At 71.2% G+C, this 13,522-nt stretch carries 12 protein-coding genes; 4 read left to right on the forward strand and 8 right to left on the reverse strand.

Translation table 11 applies throughout. The features are described 5' to 3' along the window. The first annotated feature begins 74 nt into the window (after window positions 1-74). The 4 genes from DES41_RS25180 (at window position 75) to DES41_RS25195 (ending at window position 4,691) form a co-directional block, all read left to right on the forward strand. Entirely contained in the window at window positions 75-302 is a 228-nt protein-coding gene (locus tag DES41_RS25180) for a hypothetical protein (RefSeq protein WP_114470397.1), read from the forward strand. A 112-nt stretch (window positions 303-414) separates the two neighbouring features. Next, the gene (locus DES41_RS25185; RefSeq protein WP_114470398.1) at window positions 415-1,434 is read left to right on the forward strand and encodes an ABC transporter substrate-binding protein; all 1,020 of its coding nucleotides are present in this window, start codon (window positions 415-417) and stop codon (window positions 1,432-1,434) included. Then, window positions 1,435-3,651 (forward strand): ABC transporter permease, encoded by a 2,217-nt coding sequence (locus DES41_RS25190; RefSeq protein ID WP_114470399.1) that lies wholly within the window; start codon window positions 1,435-1,437, stop codon window positions 3,649-3,651. After that, window positions 3,648-4,691, forward strand: a complete 1,044-nt coding sequence (locus tag DES41_RS25195) for an ABC transporter ATP-binding protein (RefSeq protein WP_114470400.1) — start codon at window positions 3,648-3,650, stop codon at window positions 4,689-4,691. The genes DES41_RS25190 and DES41_RS25195 overlap by 4 nt, the downstream gene beginning before the upstream one ends. Window positions 4,692-4,770: 79 nt before the next feature. On the opposite strand, the gene DES41_RS25200 is transcribed toward DES41_RS25195, so the two are convergent. The 8 genes from DES41_RS25200 to DES41_RS25235 all read right to left on the reverse strand — a co-directional run bounded on the left by DES41_RS25200 (window position 4,771) and on the right by DES41_RS25235 (window position 13,297). Then, window positions 4,771-5,862 carry a transporter gene (locus DES41_RS25200; RefSeq protein WP_114470401.1) on the reverse strand — a complete coding sequence of 364 codons (1,092 nt, stop codon included), beginning with the start codon at window positions 5,860-5,862 and terminating at the stop codon, window positions 4,771-4,773. A gap of 280 nt (window positions 5,863-6,142) precedes the next feature. Next, window positions 6,143-7,261: a histidinol-phosphate transaminase gene (hisC, locus tag DES41_RS25205; RefSeq protein ID WP_114470402.1), complete on the reverse strand. Its 1,119-nt coding sequence runs from the start codon at window positions 7,259-7,261 to the stop codon at window positions 6,143-6,145. Beyond that, on the reverse strand, window positions 7,258-8,619 hold the full coding sequence (locus DES41_RS25210; RefSeq protein ID WP_425466394.1) for an FAD-binding oxidoreductase: 1,362 nt from the start codon (window positions 8,617-8,619) through the stop codon (window positions 7,258-7,260). Before DES41_RS25210 ends, hisC begins: the two co-directional genes overlap by 4 nt. A gap of 17 nt (window positions 8,620-8,636) precedes the next feature. Then, on the reverse strand, window positions 8,637-9,455 hold the full coding sequence (gene hutG, locus DES41_RS25215; RefSeq protein WP_114470404.1) for an N-formylglutamate deformylase: 819 nt from the start codon (window positions 9,453-9,455) through the stop codon (window positions 8,637-8,639). After that, window positions 9,452-10,837 carry a formimidoylglutamate deiminase gene (locus DES41_RS25220; RefSeq protein ID WP_114470405.1) on the reverse strand — a complete coding sequence of 462 codons (1,386 nt, stop codon included), beginning with the start codon at window positions 10,835-10,837 and terminating at the stop codon, window positions 9,452-9,454. The genes hutG and DES41_RS25220 overlap by 4 nt, the downstream gene beginning before the upstream one ends. Then, on the reverse strand, window positions 10,834-12,051 hold the full coding sequence (gene hutI / locus DES41_RS25225) for an imidazolonepropionase (RefSeq protein ID WP_114470406.1): 1,218 nt from the start codon (window positions 12,049-12,051) through the stop codon (window positions 10,834-10,836). Before hutI ends, DES41_RS25220 begins: the two co-directional genes overlap by 4 nt. An 8-nt stretch (window positions 12,052-12,059) precedes the next feature. Continuing rightward, on the reverse strand, window positions 12,060-12,632 hold the full coding sequence (locus tag DES41_RS25230) for a HutD/Ves family protein (protein WP_114470407.1): 573 nt from the start codon (window positions 12,630-12,632) through the stop codon (window positions 12,060-12,062). Then, on the reverse strand, window positions 12,629-13,297 hold the full coding sequence (locus DES41_RS25235; RefSeq protein ID WP_114470408.1) for an amino acid ABC transporter permease: 669 nt from the start codon (window positions 13,295-13,297) through the stop codon (window positions 12,629-12,631). The genes DES41_RS25230 and DES41_RS25235 overlap by 4 nt, the downstream gene beginning before the upstream one ends. Window positions 13,298-13,522 lie beyond the last annotated feature (225 nt).

A 13,522-nucleotide genomic window follows, 5' to 3' on the forward strand; every position in this document is an offset into this window, starting at 1 on the left:
TAGGCCAAGGCCGCGACCGCCACCCGGCGGTGGTACAACCGGGGTCCCGACCCTCCTGCTGAGCACCGCCACCCATGAATGAAGACATCGGCCAGGTGTTTGTCGTCGACTGGTCCTTTCTGCTGATCCTGGGCGGGCTGGCGGCCATCACGGTGGCCTTGTTCATCCGGCGCATCCGCATGAAGCGGCGCGCCCGGAACGAAGAGCGCCGCAAGCGCCGGCGCGAGTACCGGGCCTGGCTGCGCAAGAGCGGCGTGCAGCCCCTGAGCCCCGAGGAAGAGCACGACAGGCCGGTACGCTGACCCGCCCGGGTTGCCACCAATGTCCCACCACTGACACATTGCTAGGCTCTGCAGCGGCCCGCAGCCCTGATGCCGCGGGCCGTTTCACTTGTTCCGCACAAGCCGCAGCGCCATGAAAACCATCCACAACATCTTCCTCGCCGGCGCCTTGCTGGCAGCTTGCGCGGGCGCCTCGGCCCAGCAGGTCAACGTCATCTGCTCGGTCCAGGCCGACTGGTGCAACATGATCGCCACGGTCTACGCAAAGACCACGGGCGTGAAGATCAACCTCGCCCTCAAGGGCTCGGGCGAGGCCCTGGCCCAGCTGATCGCCGAGAAGGAGAACCCCAAGACCGACGTGTGGTTCGGCGGCACCGGCGACCCGCACCTGCAGGCCGCCGAGCAGGGCCTCACGCTGGAGTACAAGTCGCCTTCGCTGGCGCAGCTGTACCCGTGGGCGCAGCAGCAGGCCCAGCAGTCCGGCTTCAAGACCGTGGGCATCTACTCCGGCCCGTTGGGCTTCGGCTACAACACCGAGCTGCTGGCCAAGAAAAAGCTGGCCGCGCCCAAGGCCTGGGCCGACCTGCTCAAGCCCGAGTACAAGGGCGACATCCAGGTCGCCAACCCGGCATCGAGCGGCACGGCCTACACCATGATCGCCACGCTGGTGCAGCTGATGGGCGAGGACAAGGCGTTCGAGTACCTGAAGGGCCTGCACAGGAACGTGGGCCAGTACACGCGCTCGGGCACCGGGCCGATCAAGGCCGTGGCGCGCGGCGAGACCGCGGTGTCCATCAGCTTCGTGCACGACGCGCCGCAGGAGCGCATGCAGGGCTTCCCCGTCGAGACCACCACGCCCAGCGAGGGCACGGGTGCCGAGATCGGCTCCATGAGCATCATCAAGGGCGCGCGCAACCTCGAGCAGGCCAAGAAGTTCTACGAGTGGGCGTTGAGCCCCGGCGCCCAGGCCTTCGGCGCCGCGTCCAAGCAGTACCAGCTGCCATCGAACAAGGCGACAGCGGTGGACCCGAACGTGCCGGACTTCAAGAAGATCAAGATGATCGACTACGACTACAAGAAGTACGGCGCGAGCGCGGAGCGGCGGCGCTTGATCGCGCGCTGGGAGAAGGACGTCAACTCGCTGCCGCGCTAAGTGCTCTCCCGCAAACCCAACGCCGCGGCCTGGATCTGTGTCGCGGCGGGTCTTCTCGCCTATGTCGCCCTGCCCTGGTATGCCATCCAGGACACCAGCTGGTACGAGGCCCTGCCCGGCATCTTCTCTGCCGGTGACGCCGCCAACGGCCTGCTGCAGGCGTTCGGGCAGAACCGCCCCTGGCTGCTGTTCGGCGTGGCCGGCCTCGCGCTCTGCGCGGTCGGCGCGGTGCAGCCGCCGGGCCGCGGCCAGGGGCGCTGGCTGCTGATCGGCGGCCTGCTCGGCGCGGCGGGCCTGGCGATCGCGGGCTTCACCATCGGCGCGCGCGGCTGGAGCGTGGCGGCGCTGAACACCGCATTCGGCGAACTCGCGACCAACCAGTTCGGCATCGGCGCGGGCGGCTTCGTCGCGCTGGTGGCGCTGGTCCTGCTGGCGGCCTTCGGCCTCGCGCGGCTGGGCTTCTTCCGCGGCGACCTGTTCGTCTCGGGCGCGGTGATCGGCTGCGGGGTGCTGATGGCGCTGTTCATCGCCTACCCGGTGGGCAAGGCGCTGGCCGGCGCCTTCCTGCTGGAAGACGGCGGATGGTCCCTCGGCGCCTTCTTCGAGCGGGTGTTCACCGAACGCATCTGGGGCCTGGGCTGCGTGGCCGGCGGCACCAGCTGCGGCGTGGCCTGGAACACGCTGCTGCTGGCCTTGCTGACGGCCACCGGCACGACCATCCTCGGCACCATGATCGCGTTGATGGCCGAGCGCGGCAACCGGCGCCTGCAGGGGCCGCTGCGCGTGATTGCGCTGCTGCCCATCATCACGCCGCCCTTCGTCGTCAGCCTGGGGCTGATCCTCCTGTTCGGCCGCGCCGGCGTGGTCAACCAGCTGCTGGAGAGCTGGTTCGGCCTGCAGCCCACGCGCTGGTTCTATGGCCTGCCCGGCATCCTGACGGCGCAGCTGTTCGCCTTCACGCCCATCGCCTTCATGATCATGCGCGGTGTGGTGCAGGGCATCGCGCCCAGCCTGGAAGAAGCGGCGCAGATGCTGCGCGCCGACCGGCGCCGCACCTTCTTCACGGTCACGCTGCCGCTGCTCAAGCCCGGGCTGGCGAACGCCTTTCTGGTGGGTTTCATCGAGAGCATCGCCGACTTCGGCAACCCGGTGATCGTCGGCGGCCAGTACAGCGTGCTGTCCACCGACATCTTCTTCGCGATCGTCGGGGCGCAGTACGACGCGGGCCGCGCGGCGTCGCTGGCCTGGGTGCTGACCATCTTCGCGCTGGCGGTTTTCGCGCTGCAGCGCGGCGTGCTGGGCAAGCAGAACTACACCACGGTCAGCGGCAAGGGCGATGCCGGCATCGCCATGGCGCTGCCCGATGGCGTGCGCCGTGCGTGCTACAGCGTGGCCCTGCCCTGGATCGCGTTCACGGTGGTGGTCTACCTGTTCGCGTTCGCGGGCGGCTTCGTGCAGACCTGGGGCCGCGACTACACGCCCACGCTCAAGCACTTCACCACGGCCTTCGCGCTGGAGTGGGGACAGTTCGGCCTGGTCTGGGCCGGCACGGCCTGGAACTCGCTGATCACGACGCTGAAGCTGGCGGGCATCTCGGCGCCGATCACGGCGGCGCTGGGCCTGCTCATCGCCTGGCTGCTGGCGCGCAACGAGTTCAAGGGCCAGGGCGCCTTCGAGTTCGCGGCGCTGCTGGCGTTTGCGATCCCGGGCACGGTGCTGGGCGTGAGCTACATCCTGGCCTTCAACGTGCCGCCGCTGGAACTCACGGGCAGCGGGCTGATCATCATCCTGTGCTTCATGTTCCGCAACCTGCCGGTGGGCGTGCGCGCCGGCACGGCGGCGTTCAAGCAGCTCGACCGCTCGCTCGACGAGGCCTCGCTGATGCTGCGCGCCTCCACCGCGCAGACGCTGTTCCGCGTGGTGCTGCCGCTGCTCAAGCCGGCGCTGGTGGCGGCGCTGGTCTACAGCTTCGTGCGCGCCATGACCACCGTGAGCGCCGTGATCTTCCTGGTCACGGCCGAGAACGAGCTGGCCACCACCTACATCATCGGCCGCGTGGGCAACGGCGACTACGGCGTGGCGCTGGCCTACTGCACGGTACTGATCGTGCTGATGTCGCTGGCGATCGCGCTGATCCAGTTCGTCGTCGGCGAACGCAAGCTGGGCCGGCGCAAAACGCCGGCACACCAGGGGCACCACAAGATGGAATCGGTATGAACGGAATAGAGTTCCACAACGTCACCAAGCGCTACGGCACGGACGCCAGCGCGCCCCTGGCCGTCAAGGGCATCAGCTTCGAGGTGCCGCAGGGCACGCTGACCACCATCCTCGGCCCCTCGGGCTGCGGCAAGACGACCACCTTGCGCATGATCGCGGGGCTGGAGTCGCCCACCGGCGGCAAGATCGTCATGGGCGGGCGCGACGTGACCACGCTGGGCCCGGCCGATCGCAACGTCTCGATGATGTTCCAGAGCTACGCCCTCTTTCCGCACATGAATGTGGTGGAGAACGTGGCCTACGGCCTGCGCATGGGCGGCGCCACCAAGCCCGAGGCCACGGCGCGCGCCAGCGACGCACTCAAGGGTGTGGGCCTGGTCGGCTTCAACGCGCGGCTGCCCAGCGAACTCTCGGGCGGCCAGCAGCAGCGCGTGGCGCTGGCCCGCGCGCTGGTGCTGGAGCCAGCGGTGCTGCTGTTCGACGAGCCGCTGTCCAACCTGGACGCGCGGCTGCGCCGCGAGATGCGCGAGGAGATCCGCGCCATCCAGCAGCGCCTGAAGCTCACGGTGGCCTATGTCACGCACGACCAGAGCGAGGCGCTCGCGGTGTCGGACCAGATCATCGTGATGGACCACGGCGTGATCGCGCAGCGCGGCACGCCCGAGGAGCTGTACAGCCGTCCGCAGAGCGAATTCGTGGCCGGGTTCATGGGCGAGGCCATGGTGTTCCCCGCCCATGCCCAGGCCGATGGCCGCGTCGCGCTCGGGCCTTTGCGGCTCACCCCCAGGCACCCGGTGGCGGCCGGCCCCGTCAAGGTGGCCGTGCGGCCCGAGGCCTGGCAGATCGGCGCGCCGGGCGGCCTGCCCGCCACGCTGCGCAAGGCGGCCTACCTGGGCGGCTTCTACGAGTACGGTTTCGAGACGCCGCTGGGGCCGGTGTTCGTGGTGTCGTCTGACCTGGAGCGCGTGCTCGCGCCCGGTGCCGAGACGGCGCTGGGCCTGGGCCGGCACGGCGTGTCGGTGGTCCAGCAGCCGGCCTGAGGCGCGGGGCCGCCAGGGCTTGGCCGGGGCCATCGCCCGGCCGGGATGGCCCGGCACAGGAAGGCGGTGCCGAGCCCGCTCAGAAGCTCTTGCTGACGCGCACCTGCGAGTAGGTGCCGTTCTTGGCGTTGCGCGATTGCAAGGTGGCCATGTGCTGCAGCGTGAGCACGGTGTCCACCACCGGGATGCGCGTCGTCCAGAACAGGCCGGCGTTGGTCGAGCGGTAGCGGCTGGGGCCCCAGCGGTTGCCGCTGTCGTCCTGGAACTGCTGGGCATGGACCACGTGCACGCCCACCGGCCCCAGCCGCGTCATGGTGCCCACCGCGGCCTCCAGGCTGGCCCAGTTGCCGCTGCGCAGGTCGTTGTCGCGGTTGCGCGTGTTCAGGCCCACGGTGACCCGGCCCGCCAGTGCGATGTCGGGTCGCGGCAGGTAGACCAGTTGGGCCACGGGCCGCAGCGTGTAGAAGTTGCCGAAGCCGATGTCCGGGCCCGAGGCCTGGTTGTAGCGGCCGGTGGGAAGCACCAGCGAGGCGCCGGCCAGCACGCGCAGCCGGTCGTCCGCATGGCGCCAGCCGGCGTGCAGTTCCATGTCGCCGATGTCGGAGACGTTGCCGCCTTCGGCAGCCGCCATGGCCGCGACGGTGCCCTGGAACTGCTTGTCGAAGCCGGCCTGCGCCGCGGCCTGCGTGGCGGCCGGCACGGCGGGGTTCCAGTTCAGCGTGGGCGTGGTGGCTTGCGCGCCGAAGCCCTGCTTCTTGATGCCGTACGGCAGGTTGAAGGCCAGCGCCAGCCGGCCGCCGCCGTAGCGTGCCGCGCTGAGCCAGGCCAGGCCCAGGTTCCATTGCACCAGCGAGCCCCGCGCATCGATGACGCCGGTGGCAGGGCCATAGGTCGGGTACAGGGCCGCGGGCGTGGGCGCCGGCAACGGCAAGGTGCCACCCGGCAGGGTCTGGGTGAGCCGCTCGCCGTCGTTGCCTGTGATCTTGTGGATGTCCACGCGCGTCAGCGCGATGCCGCCGGTCAGGCCTTGCAGATCGGGCGGCGCGAAGATCTCGCCGCCCAGGCTTCCGGCCAGGTTGTAGCGCACCTGGAAGTCTTCGCCGGCCTGCGCCAGGGAGCTTGCGGCAAGGGTGCAGGCAAGGGTCAGCGCGAGCTGGGCGGTGGCGTTCATGGTGGTGGCGTGCGGGTGCGGGCGACGGAGGCGCGGCACCTTAGCACCGTGTTGCAAGCTGTCACACCGCTTGTCGCCGCTGCACGACGACCCTCACGCAAACCACGGCGCCTCTCCCCGCACTACCCCCGCCGATCCGGCTCAACCGCCTGGCCCGCTGGCGCAAGATGTAAGCAGCCGAGCCGTCCAGCGCCCGGACTTTTTCGGGCACGCTGCCAGGACGCCTTCGGCTTCGCGAGGCTCCGCCTTGCGCGCATCCTGCCGATGCAGGACGGCTCGCTCAGGCCGCCAGTGCGTTGCGCAGCGCCTGCAGGCACAGCGCGTTGTCTTCCTCGGTGCCGACCGTGATGCGCAGGAACTGCGTGAAGCCAGCGTCCTTCCAGGGCTTGACGATCACGCCGGCGGCCAGCAGCGCCTCGTTCACTGGGCCGTTCGGCCGGCCCAGGTCGACGAACAGGAAATTCGTGGCCGAGGGCGCCACGCGCAGGCCCATGGCCTCGAGCGCGCGGACCATGGCATCGCGCTGCACCACGGTGCGCGCCACGGCCTGGCGCATGTGCACTTCGTCGTTAAGCGCCGCGCGCGCGGCCAGCTGTGCGGCCAGGTTCACGCCGAACGGCGTGCGCACGCGGTCCAGCAGCTGCACGAGCGTGGCATCGCACGCGATGCCGTAGCCCACGCGCAGCCCCGCCAGGCCATAGGCCTTGGAGAAGGTGCGCAGGACGATCCAGGCGCCGCCCCAGTCGCGCAGCATCGGCAGCGCATCCGGAAAGCCGGGCGTGAGCCGCGCGTACTCCACATAGGCCTCGTCGACGACCAGCAGCGTGCCGGCCGGCGTGGCGTCCAGCAGCCGCGCGAAGCCAGCGGTGTCGAACATGCAGCCGACCGGGTTCGAGGGGTTCGCCAGCATCGCGATCTTCGGGCCGCGCGCGAGCGCCGCGCACCAGGCATCCACATCGAAGCCGAGCGCGGGCGTGAGGTCCAGCAGTTCGACCTCGGCACCCATCATGCGCGGGTAGATCTCGTGCAGGCCGAAGGCCGGGCGCTGCGCCAGCACGCGCTCGCCGGGAGAGAGCAGCGCCAGGCACAGCATCTGCAGGATGGACTCGGAGCCGTTGCCTACGACGATCTGCGCAGGCGTGGCGCCGCAGCGCCGGGCCAGCGCCTCGCGCAGTGCCTGGCTGTCGGCGTCCGAGTACCACAGCACCTGCTGCGCCAGGCCGGCCAGCGACTCGGCCACGCGCGGGCTGGGGCCGTAGGGGTTCTCGTTGCTGCCCAGGCGGGCGATGCGGTCCACCCCGTAGCGCGTGCGCACCGCATCCGACGACAGGCCGGCGTTGTAGACGGGCAGCGGCGGCACCTCGGGGCGGGCCAGGCCCAGCATGTCAGGGGTGCTCATCGGTCGAAGATCTTTCCGGGGTTCATGAGGTGCAGCGGATCGAGCGCGCCCTTGATGGCGCGCATCGCCGCGAGCTCGGCCGGCGTGCGGCTGCGGCCGAGAAAAGGCTTCTTGTGCAGGCCGATGCCGTGCTCGGCCGAGACGCTGCCCGCGAAGTCGCCGACGAGGTCGTAGACCAGGTGCTCCAAGCCCTCGACGTCGCCGCCGATGGTCGATGCGTCGGTGGAGACATGCAGGTTGCTGTCGCCAATGTGGCCGAAGAACACGCTCGCATGGCCCGGCCAGCGGGCGTCGAGCGCGGCGCGGCAGGCGGTGGCGAAGCGGCCGATCTCGGCCATGGGCAGGCTCACGTCGAAGTTGACGGGCGGATGCATGTGGGTGGGCAGCTCGGCCGTGGCCTCGCGGATCTTCCAGAAGGCGCGGGCCTGGGCCTCGGACTGGGCGATGGCGGCGTCCAGCACCAGGCCATCCTGCATGGCCGGGGTGAGCACGTCTTCGAGCGCGGCCTGCAACTGTGTGGCGTCGGGGCCGTCGAGGTCGACCAGGGCCAGCAGCGGGTGCAGCGCGTCGAAGGGCTCGCGCAGCTGCTGCCAACCCAGCGCAGCCTGCACGAAGTCGCGCCACATGAGTTCGAAGGCCGCCAGGCCGGCGCCGGCCCGCGCCTGCAGGCGCGACAGCAGCGCGAGCGCGGCGTCGTAGTCGGGCACGGCGGCCAGCATGGTGGCGCGTGCGCTGGGCGCGGGATGCAGCCGCAGCAGCGCGCGCGTGATCACGCCCAGCGTGCCCTCGGCACCGATGAAGAACTGCTTGAGGTCGTAGCCCGTGTTGTTCTTCTGCATGGGGCGCAGCATGGGCAGCACCGCGCCATCGGCCAGCACCACCTCCAGGCCCAGCGTCTGCTCGCGCATCATGCCGAAGCGCAGCACGCCGTTGCCCCCCGCGTTGGTCGCCAGCGCACCGCCGACCTGCGCCGAGCCGCGCGCGCCGAAGTCCACGCCGAACAGCAGGCCCTGCGCGCTGGCCGCCTCCTGGACGGATTGCACGGTGGCACCGGCCTGCACGGTCAACGTGCGCGTGGCGGCGTCCACCTGCTCGATGGCCTGCATGCGGTCCAGCGACAAGGCCACACCGTGCGCCATTGGCTGGGCCGCGCCGGCCAGGCCGGTCATGCCACCCTGCGGCACGACGGGCACGCGGTGCTGCGTGCACAGCCGGAGCGCCACGCTGACCTGCGCGGTGCTGCGCGGGCGCAGCAGCGCGAGCGGGCGCACGGGCGGCACGCCACTCCAGTCGGCCAGATGGCGGGGCGCAATGGCATCGCCGGTGGCGACCGCGTCATCGCCCAGCGCCGCGCGCAGAGACTCGATGAAGCCGCTCACCGGCGCGTCTCGGCGAAGGCCAGCACGGCCTGCAGCATGCGCTGCAGGTGCGGTTGGACGCCGGCGGCCACGGCGGGCAGGTAGTCGAAGGGCAGCGCCTCCTGCATGTAGCTGCTCTGGGTCTGCTCCAGCTGCACGGCGTGCTGGCCCTCCTGCGGGCGGCCATGGTGGCGCGTGATGTAGCCGCCGGTGAAGCGGCCGTTCAGGACGCTGGTGTAGCCCGTGGCCTGCCTGGCGATGCCCAGCAGCGTCTCGGCCAGCGCCGGATCGCAGCTGCTGCCCTTGCCGGTGCCCAGGTTCAGGTCGGGCAGCTTGCCTTCGAAGAAGCGCGGCAGCACCGAGCGGATGGAGTGCGCATCCCACAGCATGGCGATGCCATGCTGCGCCTTGATGCGCGCCAGTTCATCGGCCAGCTTGGCGTGGTAGGGATGCCAGATGGCATCGCGGCGCGCGGCGATCTCGGCCTCACCGGGATGGTCGGCCGGATCCAGGTAGACGGGCGTGTCGTCGAAGGTGTCGACGGGGCACAGGCCGGTGACGTTCTGGCCGGGGTACAGGCTGGCGCCGTCGGGCGGACGGTTCAGGTCGATCACATAGCGGCTGTGCGTGGCCACGAGCACCGAGGCGCCCAGCGCATCGGCGAAGTCGTACAGGCGCTCCAGGTGCCAGTCGGTGTCGGGCACCTGGCGCGCCTCGGCCGTGAAGCGCGCGGCCAGCGCGGGCGGCACATGGGTGCCCACGTGGGGCATGGAAACCAGCAGCGGGCGGGTGCCCTGGCGGAAGCGGAACGGCGCTTCGGTGGTGGAAAAGCTCATGGGCTGTCCTTGAGGAGTTGGGTACGGGCCGCGACCAGGCCGCGGGTTGCGTCCTGGTGCGCGGCATGGCGCGCCGCGCGCACGCGCGCCTGGCCCGCCACATGGACGGCGCTCACCGCGCTCGTGCGGTGGCTGGCGAACACATGGGCCGACAGCATCTCGGCCGCCGGCAGGCCGGCCAGCGCCGGGTGCTGGGCGTCCAGCGTGACGAAGTCGGCCTGCTGGCCCACGGCCAGGCCCGCCACCGGGCGCCCGGCCGCCTGCGCGCCGCCGGCCACGGCCGCCAGCGTCATCGCTGTCGCGACCTGCGGCTGCGCCGGCGTGGCCATCACGTTGCGCCGGCGCGTGGCCAGGCGCTGACCGTATTCGAGCAGCATGAGCTCCTCGGCCGCATTGACGCAGGCATGGCTGTCCGAGCCCACGCCCCAGGCGCCGCCCGCGGCCTGCCAGGCCGGCCAGTCGAACAGGCCGTCGCCCAGGTTGGCCTCGGTGCTGGGGCACAGGCCGGCCACGGCGCCGCTGGCGGCGGCGCGGCGGTATTCGTCGGCATCCATGTGGGTGGCGTGCACCAGGCACCAGCGCGCGTCCACGGGCGCGTGGTCGAGCAGCCAGGCCACCGGGCGCTGGCCGCTCCAGGCGATGCAGTCGTCGACCTCCTGCGTCTGCTCGGCGATGTGGATGTGCACGGGCGCCGTGGCGCCGAGCGCGTGCAGGCCGGCTACGGCCTCGCGCAGCGCATCGGGCGGTACCGCGCGCAAGGAGTGCGGCGCCAGTCCCAGGCGCGCGCCCTGCGCGGCGCAGAGCGGATGCAGCCGCTCCAGCAGGCGCAGCATGTTGTCGGTCGAGCGGATGAAGCGGCGCTGGCCCTCCCCCGGCGGCTTGCCGCCGAAGCCGCTGGTCTGGTACAGCACGGGCAGCAGCGTGAGGCCGATGCCGGCGCGCTGCGCGGCGCGCAGCAGCGCCAGCGCGAGCTCGGCATCGTCGGCATAGGGCGCGCCGCCGCGGTCGTGGTGCACGTAGTGGAACTCGCAGACGCTGGTGTAGCCGGCCTCCAGCATCTCCACGTACAGGCCGAAGGCGATGGCCTCCAGCAGGGCCGGATCGAGCCGGCCCGCGAAGCGGTACATCAGCGTGCGCCAGCTCCAGAAGCTGTCTTGCGCGGCGCCGCGGTACTCGGTCAGGCCGGCCATGCCGCGCTGGAAGGCGTGCGAGTGCAGGTTGGGCGTGCCAGGGATCACCGGGCCTGCGGTGGCATCGACATCGCCGGGTCGGACCATGCCGACCTGCACCGCGGTGAGTCGCCCTGTGTCGTCCCATTGCAGCAACACGTCGCGCGCCCAACCGCCGGGCAGCAGCGCATCCGTGGCGAACAACCGGGTCATGCTGCGCCCTCCGCGATCCGCCCCTGCCGCACCACGCAGCGCACGGGGCGCTGGCCGAACCAGTAGGCCAGCTCGGCCGCGTCCTGCAGCTTCCACAGCACGAAGTTGGCCGGCATGCCGGCTGCGATGGCACCGTGCGTGGCCTGCAGCCCCAGCGCGCGCGCCGCGTGCGTGGTGATGCCGGCGATGGCCTCGGGCACCGTGAGCCGGAACAGCGTGCAGGCCATGTTGGCCATCAAGAGCAAGGAGAGCGCCGGCGAGGTGCCGGGGTTGTGGTCGGTCGAGACGGCCATGGGCACGCCGGCCGCGCGCAGCGCCGCGATGGGCGGCAGCTGCGTGTCGCGCAGCGTGTAGTAGGCGCCCGGCAGCAGCACGGCCACGGTGCCGGCGGCCGCCATGGCGTCGATGCCCTCTTGCGAGAGGTGCTCGATGTGGTCGCACGACAGCGCGCCGTAGCGCGCCGCGAGCGCCGCGCCACCCATGTCCGACAGCTGCTCGGCATGCAGCTTGACCGGGATGCCCAGCGCCTGCGCGGCGCGGAACACCTGCTCGGTCTCGGCCAGGGAGAACGCGATGCGCTCGCAGAACACGTCGACCGCGTCGACCAGCCCTTCGGCATGCAGGGCCGGCAGCATCTCGCGGCAGACCAGGTCGATGTAGTCGCCGCTGCGGCCCACGTACTCGGGCGGCAGCGCGTGCGCGCCCAGGAAGGTGGTGCGCACCGTCACGCCGTGGGCAGTGGCCAAGCGCCGTGCCACGCGCAGCTGCTTGCGCTCATGTTCCAGCGCGAGGCCGTAGCCCGACTTGATCTCGATGGCGCAGACGCCCTCGGCCAAGAGGCTCTGCAGCCGCGCCGAGGCGCTGGCGAAGAGTTCCTCTTCGGTGGCCTCGCGCGTGGCGCGCACGCTGGAGACGATGCCGCCGCCGGCCTGGGCCACCTCTTCGTAGCTCGCGCCGGCCAGGCGCATGGCGAACTCATTGGCCCGCTGGCCGCCGTAGACCAGGTGGGTGTGGCAGTCCACGAGGCCGGGCGTGACGAGTGCGCCCTGCCCCGCGTGCTGCGGCAGGGCGGCGTGCCCGGCCGGCACGGCATCGGGCGCACCGGTCCAGGCGATCTGGCCGCCCTGCACGGCGATGGCGCAGGGCTGCCCGTCCAGGCCGGTGAGGCCGGTCCACAGCCCGTCGGCCGAAGGCAGGGTGTCAAAGGAAGGCATGCAGTCTCCTAGTGGGCGGCCCGCCATTGCACGGCCAGCAAGGCCGCATCGGCGTCCGCGGTGTCGAGGGCCCAGCCCGTGGTGGCACCGCTCCGCCACAGGCCCTGGCCGGGTGAGAGCGCCTCGCCGCCTGCGCGCCAGTGGCCGCGCCAGGCCAAGAGCAGGCCGTGCGGGGCCGCGGGCAGCTCGGCCGCGCGGTGCAGCACGCGCAGCACGGCGCGCAGCCGGCCGCGCCGCGTCATCACGTTGAAATCGCTGCAGGCGCCGCCCAGCAGCGTGCAGTCGATGCGCGCGTCGCCGCTGAACGCGAAGGGTGCCAGCGGCGTACCCAGGCGGTGGTCCAGGTCTTCGCCGTGCAGGCGCACGCCCTCGCCCTCGAGCAGCGTGATGATGCGGTCCACGCCCGCGAACTGCGAGAACGGGCCGCTGGCGGCGATGCTGGCGATCGACACGCGCCAGTCAAAGCCCTCGAAGCCCGCGCCGGGCGGCCAGCTCGCGATCTCGCGCGTGCTGCCGCCGCCGTTCTTCCAGGGCGTGGCAGGCAATGCCGCCACGTCGAAACGGTGCACCTGCGCGCTCATCGCACCAGCCCTCCCTGGCTCAGCCGCCGTTCGAAGTGCCGCAGCACCAGCATCACGGTGCCCGTGAGCGCGAAGTACACAGCCGCAATCGCCAAGTAGACCTCCAGCGAGCGGTAGGACGTGCTGATGATCTTCTGCCCCTCGTGCATCACGTCGTGGATGGTCAAGAGCGAGACCAGGGCCGAGTTCTTGATCAGCGCGATGAACTCGTTGCCCAACGGCGGGATCATGCGCACCACGGCCTGCGGCAGGATGATGTGGCGCATGGCGGTCGGCGCCGTCATGCCCAGCGACTGCGCGGCCAGGGTCTGCCCCTGGTTGATCGACTGGATGGCGCCGCGCACGATCTCCGACACATAGGCGCCCGAATACACGCCCAAGCCCAGCACACCGCACAGGAAGGCCGGCAGCAGCAGGCCGAAATGCGGCAGGCCGAAGAACAGGATGAAGAGCTGCACCAGCAAGGGCGTGCCGCGCACCACAGTCACATAGGCCGTGCAGGCTGCGTAGAGCCAGCGCCGCTGCGGGCTCAGGCGCCCGATGCCGACCAGCAGCCCCAGCACGCAGCCCAGCAGCAGCGCGCAGACCGTGATCTCGATGGTGACCAGCGTGCCGCGCGCGAGCGCGTCCCAGCCACCCCAGACGGGAGAGAAGTCCAGATCCATGTCAAAAATCCATGTCGGCAAGAAGGGCGGCGGCCGAGCGCAGCGATGGCCCGTGTGTGACCCCGCTCCCACCCCTGTGCCCACGCCGAGGAGCGCAGTGGCCTGGGCGGCGCGGGGAACCTCGCGCTTCGTGAACTGACTCATTGCACTTGTCCGAGCTGAACGAACGCAGTGAGTGGTGCGAGTTGTGCAATGCGCCCAGGCCGCGAGCACCGCAGGTTGCCC

It is taken from the genome of Pseudorhodoferax soli, from assembly GCF_003337555.1.
GTDB classification, from domain to species: Bacteria; Pseudomonadota; Gammaproteobacteria; order Burkholderiales; family Burkholderiaceae_C; genus Pseudorhodoferax; species Pseudorhodoferax soli.